We start from the raw sequence: 9,248 nt of genomic DNA, 5'->3' as shown, positions 1-9,248 counted from the left end.
CAGCTACTTCCAGACTTCGATGAACTGAAGCCCTGCACTGCCGAAACCTACGCAACTCATTGAATCTCAAGGAGTTTTCCGTTTCGACTGCGCCGGAAGTGGGGCGAATTATAGACTTCTAAAATTCGCCGTCAACCCCTAATTTCCGCTTTATTCAGATTTCAGCGTAATCCGCGCAAAAGCCTTCTTGCCAGCCTGGCAAACATGGGTCGCACCCAGTACGTATATAAAGGAGCGATCAACGACCTCACCATCTATACGCACACCGCCGGAGGCCAGCAGATCACGCGCCACTGCCGAGTTCTTCACCAGGCCTGCTTTATTAAGCACAGCCGCAATCGGCATATTCTCGGAAGCAGTCAGCTCAACCTCAGGCAAATCATCCGGCAGCTCGCCATCCTTCATACGGTTGCCCGCTGCACGATGAGCATTGACCGCAGCCTCTTCACCATGGAAGCGCGCAACGATCTCTTCGGCCAGCTTGATTTTGATGTCGCGCGGATTGGCACCCGCTTCTACATCCGCACGGAACGCATTGATCTCATCCATCGAACGGAAGCTGAGCAGTTCGAAGTAGCGCCACATCAGCGCGTCCGGAATCGATACCAGCTTGCTGTACATGACACCCGGCGCCTCCTGGATGCCGACGTAGTTGCCCAAAGACTTGGACATCTTCTTCACGCCATCCAGACCTTCAAGCAGCGGCATAGTGAGAATGCACTGAGCCTCCTGACCATAACCGCGCTGCAATTCACGCCCCATCAGCAAGTTGAACTTCTGATCGGTACCACCCAGCTCGACATCCGCGCGCAGAGCGACCGAGTCATAGCCCTGAACCAGCGGATAGAGGAACTCATGAATGGCGATTGGCTGATTGGTGGTGTAGCGCTTATCGAAGTCATCGCGCTCGAGCATGCGAGCGACGGTGTACTGCGAAGTCAGTCGAATGAAGTCCGCAGGCCCCATCTGATCCATCCAGGTCGAATTGAATGCCACTTCGGTCTTCGCCGGATCAAGAATCTTGAACACTTGAGTCTTGTAAGTCTCGGCGTTCTCCAGAACCTGCTCGCGCGTCAGCGGAGGGCGTGTCGCACTCTTGCCGCTCGGATCACCGATCATCCCGGTGAAGTCACCTATAAGGAAGATCACCTGATGCCCCAGCTCCTGGAACTGGCGCAGCTTATTAATAAGCACGGTGTGACCGAGATGGAGATCCGGCGCCGTCGGATCGAAGCCAGCCTTGATTCGCAGTGGCTGGCCACGCTTGAGCTTTTCGATCAGCTCGGACTCGACCAACAGTTCTTCCGCACCACGTTTTATCAGCGCTAGCTGCTCTTCAACCGACTTCATAACAGACCCGCAAGGCTCAGATTCAAAGGGAACCAACCATACAAGAACGCGCACCAATTACAAGTTTTGCCCGGCGCACGGACACCAATCCACAGACAGACTGTCTGTAGACTTGCCTCAGAGATGATTTGGTTATATTTTATACAGTTATCTCATCTTCATCATGTCATTCATCTTTTCCAATTCATCTTTATCAAAGTCAAAAATCACTTATGACCACTGAACCGTCTAAAGCGCCACCGCTTTACCCGAAGACCCACCTGCTCGCCGCAAGTGGGATCGCCGCCCTTCTCAGCCTGGCGCTCCTGGTATTTCCTTCCAGTGATGTTGAAGCCAAAAAGACGACCCTGAGTCTGGAACTGGAAAGTCCTGCTGAACAACTGACACAAGATCAAGACGCTGCTGACGCAGTTCAAGCCACAACCGAGCCGGTAGATTCGCCTTTCGCGCAGATCGAAAACAGCCCTGAAGACACACAAAAAGCCGAGGCCGCGCCCGCGCCAGTTGCGGTTGCACAAGAAAAGAAAGCCTCTGGCCACCGAGAAGTAAGTGTTGCCAAGGGCGACACGCTTTCGACCCTGTTCGAGAAAGTCGGGCTGCCCGCAGCTCTCGTGCACGAGGTGCTGGCCAGCGACAAACAGGCCAAGCAGTTCAGTCAGCTCAAGCGTGGCCAAAAGCTTGAATTCGAACTGGACCCACAAGGTCAACTGGTCAATCTGCACAGCAAGCTCAGCGACACTGAATCCATCACCCTGACCAAGAATGACAAGGGCTATGCATTCAACCGCATCACCGCCAAGCCTACTGTTCGCACTGCCTATGTCCACGGCGTAATCAACAGCTCGCTGTCGCAATCCGCCGCCCGCGCCGGTCTGTCCCATAGCATGACCATGGATATGGCCAGCGTATTCGGCTACGACGTCGACTTCGCTCAGGACATTCGCCAAGGCGATGAATTCGATGTCATTTATGAGCAGAAAGTAGTCAACGGCAAGGCTGTCGGCACCGGCCCGATCCTGTCTGCGCGCTTCACCAACCGCGGCAAGACCTACACCGCCGTGCGCTACACCAACAAACAAGGCAACAGCAGTTACTACACCGCTGATGGCAACAGCATGCGCAAGGCGTTCATCCGTACTCCGGTCGACTTCGCGCGCATCAGCTCAAAATTCTCCATGGGCCGCAAGCACCCGATCCTGAACAAGATCCGCGCCCACAAAGGCGTGGATTACGCAGCACCGCGCGGTACGCCGATCAAAGCTGCCGGCGACGGTAAAGTGTTGTTGGCTGGCCGCCGCGGCGGTTACGGCAACACCGTGATCATTCAGCACGGCAACACCTACCGCACGCTGTACGGGCATATGCAAGGCTATGCCAAAGGCGTGAAAACCGGCGGTTCGGTCAAGCAGGGTCAGGTGATCGGCTATATCGGCACCACCGGCCTCTCCACCGGCCCGCACTTGCATTACGAGTTCCAGGTCAACGGCGTTCACGTTGATCCGCTGGGTCAGAAGCTGCCAATGGCCGACCCAATCGCCAAGGCCGAACGCGCGCGCTTCCTCGCGCAGAGCCAGCCGTTGATGGCGCGCATGGATCAAGAGAAGGCCACCATGGTCGCCTCGAGCAAGCGTTAAGCCATGGCTCTCTATATAGGTGTGATGTCCGGAACCAGCCTCGACGGTCTGGACATCGCTCTGATCGAGCAAACCCCGGCGATCAAATTGATCGCCACGCACTACATTCCCATGCCTGATTCCCTGCGCGCCGAGCTGCTTGGCTTGTGCGCCAGCGGCCCTGACGAGATCGCCCGCTCGGCGCTTGCCCAGCACAACTGGGTGATGCTGGCGGCGCAGGGCATTCAAGCGCTGCTCAAGCAGCAGCAGCTCAAACCTGAAGATATCCGCGCAATCGGTAGCCATGGCCAGACCATTCGCCACGAGCCGGCACGCGGCTTCACTGTACAGATCGGCAACCCTGCTCTACTCACCGAGCTGACCGGCATCACAGTGGTCAGCGACTTCCGCAGCCGTGATGTAGCCGCTGGCGGCCAGGGCGCGCCGCTGGTGCCAGCCTTCCACGAAGCCTTGTTCGAAGAGCGTACGGGTAATCGTGCGGTGTTGAATGTCGGCGGTTTCAGCAATCTCAGCCTGATCGAGTCGACCAAGCCTGTAGCCGGTTTCGACTGCGGGCCAGGAAATGTGCTGATGGATGCCTGGATTCATCAGCAAAAAAACGAGAACTACGATCGCAACGGCCAATGGGCGGCCAGCGGCACTCTCGAACCTACCCTGCTGAAGACACTGCTGAACGACCCGTTCTTCGCCACCAAAGGCCCGAAAAGTACCGGCCGCGAAGTGTTCAACCTGCCGTGGCTGGAACAGCACCTGTCATGCTTGCCGAGTTTCCCCCCGGAAAACGTGCAAGCCACACTGCTGGAACTGACGGCACTGACCATTATCGAGTCGCTGCAAAGTGCTCAATCGGACACTACAGAGCTGCTGGTCTGCGGTGGCGGCGCCCATAACGCCACATTGATGCAGCGGCTGGCCGACCTGCTACCCAACGCGAAAGTCGCCAGCACCGCCACCCACGGCGTCGATCCGGATTGGGTCGAAGCCATGGCCTTTGCCTGGCTGGCCCATTGCTGCCTTGAAGGCATCGCTGCGAATCGGCCGAGCGTCACCGGCGCCAAAGGGCTGCGCGTGCTTGGTGCCATCTACCCGAACTAAGTAAAACGCACACAGCAAAACGCCGCAGAACCGTGAGGCTCTGCGGCGTTTTGCTGTGTAGCGTAAAGTGCGATCAGATCGAGAACGAGGAGCCGCAACCACAGGTCGTGGTGGCGTTCGGGTTCTTGATTACGAAGCGCGAACCTTCCAGACCTTCCTGGTAGTCCACTTCGGCACCGGCCAGGTACTGGAAGCTCATCGGATCAACCACCAGACTGACGCCTTCGCGTTCGACGATGGTGTCGTCCTCGGCCACATCTTCATCGAAGGTGAAACCGTACTGAAACCCTGAACAACCGCCGCCCGTAACGAATACGCGCAGCTTCAAGCGATCATTCCCCTCTTCATCGACCAGGCTCTTCACCTTGTGCGCGGCACCGTGGGTGAATTGCAAAGCCGTGGGGGTGAAGGATTCGACGCTCATGCTGACTATCTCCCGGCGTTACGCCGCCATAATGCGTGATGACGCGCATTATCCGCTTCTCCTAGAAAATCGGTCAACTATTGTTACGGTATATCAATCAACGGTTTTGCCAACCGAGAATGCAAAAAGGCCCGTTCACCGGGCCTTTTCGCTACGCGCAAGAAAGTGTTACGGCAGCATTCCAGCGTGGGACAGACCCAGGCGCTCATCCAGCCCGAACATGATGTTGAGGTTCTGCACCGCCTGACCCGACGCGCCTTTGACCAGATTGTCGATTACCGACAGCACCACCACCAAGTCGCCATCCTGTGGACGATGTACGGCGATGCGGCAGACATTGGCGCCGCGCACGCTACGGGTTTCCGGATGGCTGCCGGCCGGCATCACATCGACGAACGGTTCGTTGACATAACGCTTTTCGAACAACGCTTGCAGATCCACCGAGCGATCCACCACGGTCGCGTAAAGCGTGGAGTGAATGCCACGGATCATAGGCGTCAGGTGCGGGACGAAAGTCAGACCGACATCCTTGCCAGCCGCGCGACGCAGGCCCTGACGAATTTCCGGCAAGTGACGGTGACCTTTGACCGCATAGGCCTTCATGCTTTCCGACGTCTCGGAGTACAGCGAACCTACTGCCGCACCACGACCGGCACCGCTGACGCCGGATTTGCAGTCGGCAATCAGGCGCGAAGTGTCAGCCAGACCTGCTTCGAGCAGCGGCAGGAACCCCAACTGTGTCGCCGTCGGATAGCAACCCGGCACCGCGATCAAACGTGCTTTCTTGATCTGCTCACGATTGACTTCCGGCAGGCCATACACGGCCTCGTCCAGCAGTTCAGGTGCGCCATGCGGCTGACCGTACCACTTGGCCCATTCTTCAGCGTCCTGCAAGCGGAAGTCCGCCGACAGATCGATAACCTTGGTGCCCGCCGCCAGCAGTTCGCCGGCCAAGGCATGGGCAACGCCGTGCGGAGTGGCGAAGAACACCACGTCGCAAGCACCCAGAGTTTTGATGTCAGGCACGCTGAATGCCAGGCCGTCATAGTGACCGCGCAGGTTCGGGTAGAGATCAGCCACGGCCAGACCGGCCTCGGATCGGGAAGTGATCACGACCACTTCTGCCTGCGGATGCTGTGCCAACAGACGCAGCAGTTCGACACCGGTGTAACCCGTGCCGCCGACGATACCGACCTTGACCATAAACCTGCCCTCAACGAACCCACTGGAAAGCCGTCGATAATAGGGGCCGCGCGCCCCTGCGACAACCATCAAGGTGACGCGCCGACGCTCAAGCCTCTACTATCCGGCCTACCGTGAACCTGGGAATAACTGAAAATGCTCTATTTATGGATCAAAGCCTTTCATATCGTCAGCATCGTCTGCTGGTTTGCCGCGCTGTTCTATCTGCCGCGACTGTTCGTTTATCACGCACAAAGTGAAGACGCGATCAGCAAAGAACGCTTCAGCGTCATGGAGCGCAAGTTGTATCGCGGCATCATGGGTCCGGCGATGATCGCCACGCTGATCTTCGGTGGCTGGCTGATCTACCTCAACCCGAGCATCTTCAGCACGGGTGGCTGGATTCACGCCAAGCTGACTCTGGTGGTCCTGCTGATCGGCTATCACCACATGTGCGGCGCGCAGGTAAAACGTTTTGCCCGTGGCGAAAATACCCGCAGCCATGTCTTTTATCGCTGGTTCAATGAAGTGCCGGTTCTGTTATTGCTGGCTATCGTAATTCTGGTCGTGGTCAAGCCGTTCTAACTTCAACAGGTTCAACTTTCCGGGGTACTTCCGATGTCGCTGCCCGCTTTGCTCGAACAACATCTGCGCCTGCCTTTGGTGGTTGCGCCGATGTTCCTGATTTCCAACCCTGAGCTGGTGCTGGCCTGCTGCCGTAATGGCGTGGTCGGCAGCTTTCCTGCGTTGAACCAGCGCGAAAGCAGCGGCTTCAAAGCCTGGCTGGAGGAGATCGAAGCGGGCCTCGCGACTCTGGAAAACCCGGCGCCGTATGCGGTGAACCTGATCGTGCACAACAGCAATCCGCGCTTGCAGGCGGATCTGGCGATCTGCGTCGAACACAAAGTGCCAATCGTCATCACCAGCCTCGGCGCGGTGAAGGAGCTGGTCGACGCGGTGCATAGCTATGGAGGTCTGGTGTTTCACGACGTGACCACCCGCCGCCATGCGGAGAAAGCTGCCGAGGCTGGCGTTGATGGCCTGATCGCCGTAGCGGCTGGGGCGGGCGGGCACGCAGGCACATGGAGTCCGTTCTCGCTGATTGCCGAGATCCGTCAGTTCTTCGACAAGACGCTATTGCTTGCAGGATGTTTGAACCACGGCCATGAGATTCTCGCCGCGCAGCTGCTGGGTGCGGATTTAGCCTACTTCGGCACGCGATTTATCGGCACCACCGAAAGTCATGCGCCTGACGCCTACAAACAGATGCTGCTGACAGCCAAAGCAGCGGACATCATTCATACTCCCGCCGTGTCTGGAGTACCCGCCAGTTTCATGCGCCAGAGTCTAGAAGCCGCCGGTTTCGACACGGCCAAGCTGCAAGGCAAGGGTGAAGTGAATTTCGGTGACAAACTGAAACCGATCAGCGATGAAGCCAAAGCCTGGAAGACCGTGTGGTCGGCGGGTCAGGGTGTCGGCGACATCAACGATCTACCGAGTGTCGAGCAACTGATCGCACGCCTCGACGCCGAGTATCGAAAAGCACTGGAACACGCAGCGCAATTGCCGACTCGCTGGCCGCGCTGAGAAAAAATCCGGCCAGTTTTCAACGCACTGGCCTTACACTCACGCCTTGTAACACTCTCCAATTCAATTGTTTTCGCGACAAGGATGCCTCGGCCATGAGCGAACCACGCTACAAGATCGTTTTTGACGGTGCGCTACAGCCCGGTGTCGACCTCACCACAGCCAAACTCAATCTGGCTGACCTGTTCAAAAGCGAGGTCGCCGCCATCGAGCGCCTGTTCAATGGCAGCACTGTCGCCCTCAAGCGCGACCTGACTCACGCCGACGCCCAAGCGTATCTTCAAGCGTTGAGCAAGACCGGGATCGACGCCCGGATCGAACCAGAAACTACCATCGAACTGAATCTCGCCGACGTCCATGAGCACGCGCCCGCCATAGCCGAGCCTGCCTCGCCGTACGCAACGCCTCGAGCCAACGTCGGTGAAAGCTACCCGGAATTTGCCACGCTCAAGCCATTCGGTGTCGAGGGCCGCATCGGCCGTCTGCGCTTCCTCGCCTGGGCGATGGTGCAGTGCCTGGTGACCCTGCCCATCATCGCCGTATTTGCGCTGATTGCTCTGGGTATGGTCAGTGACGAATCGACGACCGGCCTGATCATTGGCGGCATCCTGGCGTTCTTTCTGTTCCTCGCCTTCTTCATCGTCAACATTATGATCAGTGTGCAGCGTCTACACGATATCGGCTGGTCGGGATGGCTCTGGCTGCTGAACCTGGTGCCGTTTGTTGGCAGCTTCTTCCCGCTGGTGATGATGGTTGCGCCGGGCACCACCGGCGCCAACCGCTACGGCCCACCCCCACCGCCCAACAGCACCGCGGTCAAAGTGCTGTGTTCATTGTGGGTGGTGCTGTTCACGCTGGTATTGGCCGGCGGAATACTCGGCGGCTTCTCGGCTATTCAACAGGAATACGAAAGCAATCTGGAAAGCAGCTATGACAGCGGCTCAGTGACCACTGATGAAATCGAGGTCGAGGTCGAACCGGCCGCGAATGCCGCCGACGATGCAGCAGAAGCAGCAGCTGAAGCAGCTGAAGCAGCCGAAGAGGCCCAGCCCCCTGTAGACTCTGCGAAAGAATGAACAGCGCTCCCCGTCGTGACACCCGCGTCGACGGCGCGGAGCTGTTGCGATGGAGATTTGCATGACCCGTTACGCTCTGATCACCGGCGCCTCCAGCGGCATAGGCCTGGCCATGGCCGAAGCCCTGGCCCGCCGTGGCCGCAGCCTGATTCTGGTGGCCCGCCAGCGTGATCAGCTGGAAAGTATTGCGATTGAGCTGACCCAGCGTTTTGGAGTTGAGGTGCTGTTCCGCGCCTGCGACCTCGGCGAACCGTTGCGCCTGTCCGGTTTCCTGCTGGAACTGGAAGAAGGTGACCGGCAGATCGATCTGCTGGTGAACTGCGCAGGCATTGGCACTTGCGGCCCGTTCCTGGCACAGGACTGGATGACCGAGCAGGACTTGATCGAGGTGAATATCCTTGCCCTGACCCGGCTGTGCCATGCGATCGGCAACAGCATGGCGCTGCAAGGTGGCGGGCAGATTCTCAATGTGGCTTCGGTAGCGGCTTTCAACCCCGGTCCGTGGATGAGCACTTACTACGCGAGCAAAGCGTATGTGCTGCATTTTTCCGAGGCGTTGCGGGTTGAACTCAAACAAAGCGCCGTGAAGGTCTCGGTACTCTGCCCCGGCCCGACCCGCACCGCATTCTTCCGCACCGCACAACTGAACAGCGACAAACTCAAAGACAGCAAACTGTTGATGAGCCCCGAGGAGGTCGCTCTGTACACCGTGCGTGCGCTGGAGAAAAACCGCGCGATCATCATTCCGGGACGACGCAACCGCTGGTTCGCGTTTTTGCCGCGACTGGGATCGCGCTGGCTCAATCGCACCATCGTCGGCATGCTCAACAAGGCTTACTGCCCGCGCTGAATAGTCCTACGGTAAAACACTGGGCGGCTTCATCCGCCCTGAGTACACTC

General features: G+C 58.1%; 9 protein-coding genes. 6 read left to right on the top strand and 3 right to left on the bottom strand.

The genetic code is table 11. From position 1 onward, the window contains the following. Positions 1 to 150: 150 nt before the first annotated feature. The gene (gene tyrS, locus ACP7EE_RS22875) at positions 151 to 1,350 is read right to left on the bottom strand and encodes a tyrosine--tRNA ligase (protein ID WP_426205714.1); all 1,200 of its coding nucleotides are present in this window, start codon (positions 1,348 to 1,350) and stop codon (positions 151 to 153) included. A gap of 212 nt (positions 1,351 to 1,562) precedes the next feature. Between tyrS and ACP7EE_RS22870 the strand changes: the two genes are divergently transcribed. Both ACP7EE_RS22870 and ACP7EE_RS22865 read left to right on the top strand, forming a co-directional pair. After that, positions 1,563 to 2,984, top strand: coding sequence for a peptidoglycan DD-metalloendopeptidase family protein (locus tag ACP7EE_RS22870; RefSeq protein ID WP_426236925.1), 1,422 nt, complete (start codon positions 1,563 to 1,565; stop codon positions 2,982 to 2,984). Positions 2,985 to 2,987: 3 nt separating this feature from the next. Beyond that, complete coding sequence (locus ACP7EE_RS22865; protein WP_426236923.1) at positions 2,988 to 4,079, top strand: anhydro-N-acetylmuramic acid kinase; 1,092 nt, start codon at positions 2,988 to 2,990, stop codon at positions 4,077 to 4,079. Between the two features lie 73 nt (positions 4,080 to 4,152). Here the strand turns inward: ACP7EE_RS22865 and erpA are convergent, their stop codons facing one another. Both erpA and argC read right to left on the bottom strand, forming a co-directional pair. After that, positions 4,153 to 4,503 carry an iron-sulfur cluster insertion protein ErpA gene (gene erpA, locus ACP7EE_RS22860; protein ID WP_008077999.1) on the bottom strand — a complete coding sequence of 117 codons (351 nt, stop codon included), beginning with the start codon at positions 4,501 to 4,503 and terminating at the stop codon, positions 4,153 to 4,155. A 168-nt stretch (positions 4,504 to 4,671) separates the two neighbouring features. Beyond that, positions 4,672 to 5,706, bottom strand: coding sequence for an N-acetyl-gamma-glutamyl-phosphate reductase (gene argC, locus ACP7EE_RS22855; protein WP_426236921.1), 1,035 nt, complete (start codon positions 5,704 to 5,706; stop codon positions 4,672 to 4,674). 135 nt (positions 5,707 to 5,841) lie between these two features. On the opposite strand from argC, the gene hemJ reads away from it, so the two are divergent. From hemJ to ACP7EE_RS22835, 4 genes are all read left to right on the top strand, one after another. Further along, positions 5,842 to 6,270 carry a protoporphyrinogen oxidase HemJ gene (gene hemJ / locus ACP7EE_RS22850; protein WP_426236919.1) on the top strand — a complete coding sequence of 143 codons (429 nt, stop codon included), beginning with the start codon at positions 5,842 to 5,844 and terminating at the stop codon, positions 6,268 to 6,270. Between the two features lie 33 nt (positions 6,271 to 6,303). Further along, positions 6,304 to 7,272, top strand: coding sequence for an NAD(P)H-dependent flavin oxidoreductase (locus ACP7EE_RS22845; protein ID WP_426236917.1), 969 nt, complete (start codon positions 6,304 to 6,306; stop codon positions 7,270 to 7,272). 95 nt (positions 7,273 to 7,367) lie between these two features. Further along, positions 7,368 to 8,348, top strand: coding sequence for a DUF805 domain-containing protein (locus ACP7EE_RS22840; RefSeq protein ID WP_426236915.1), 981 nt, complete (start codon positions 7,368 to 7,370; stop codon positions 8,346 to 8,348). A gap of 61 nt (positions 8,349 to 8,409) precedes the next feature. Beyond that, a complete protein-coding gene (locus ACP7EE_RS22835) occupies positions 8,410 to 9,198 on the top strand; it encodes an SDR family NAD(P)-dependent oxidoreductase (protein WP_420647180.1) in 789 nt (262 codons plus the stop codon). The last annotated feature ends 50 nt before the right edge of the window (positions 9,199 to 9,248 follow it).

This window comes from Pseudomonas sp. TWP3-2, from assembly GCF_049897765.1.
In the GTDB taxonomy this organism is placed as follows: Bacteria; Pseudomonadota; Gammaproteobacteria; order Pseudomonadales; family Pseudomonadaceae; genus Aquipseudomonas.
This window is presented reverse-complemented; position numbering and strand designations above follow the sequence as displayed.

Excerpts from the sequence above, each read along its gene's own strand:
- tyrS (WP_426205714.1), bottom strand. The coding sequence starts at position 1,350 with ATGAAGTCGGTTGAAGAGCAGCTAGCGCTGATAAAACGTGGTGCGGAA.
- ACP7EE_RS22870 (WP_426236925.1), top strand. The coding sequence starts at position 1,563 with ATGACCACTGAACCGTCTAAAGCGCCACCGCTTTACCCGAAGACCCAC.
- ACP7EE_RS22865 (WP_426236923.1), top strand. The coding sequence starts at position 2,988 with ATGGCTCTCTATATAGGTGTGATGTCCGGAACCAGCCTCGACGGTCTG.
- erpA (WP_008077999.1), bottom strand. The coding sequence starts at position 4,503 with ATGAGCGTCGAATCCTTCACCCCCACGGCTTTGCAATTCACCCACGGT.
- argC (WP_426236921.1), bottom strand. The coding sequence starts at position 5,706 with ATGGTCAAGGTCGGTATCGTCGGCGGCACGGGTTACACCGGTGTCGAA.
- hemJ (WP_426236919.1), top strand. The coding sequence starts at position 5,842 with ATGCTCTATTTATGGATCAAAGCCTTTCATATCGTCAGCATCGTCTGC.
- ACP7EE_RS22845 (WP_426236917.1), top strand. The coding sequence starts at position 6,304 with ATGTCGCTGCCCGCTTTGCTCGAACAACATCTGCGCCTGCCTTTGGTG.
- ACP7EE_RS22840 (WP_426236915.1), top strand. The coding sequence starts at position 7,368 with ATGAGCGAACCACGCTACAAGATCGTTTTTGACGGTGCGCTACAGCCC.
- ACP7EE_RS22835 (WP_420647180.1), top strand. The coding sequence starts at position 8,410 with ATGACCCGTTACGCTCTGATCACCGGCGCCTCCAGCGGCATAGGCCTG.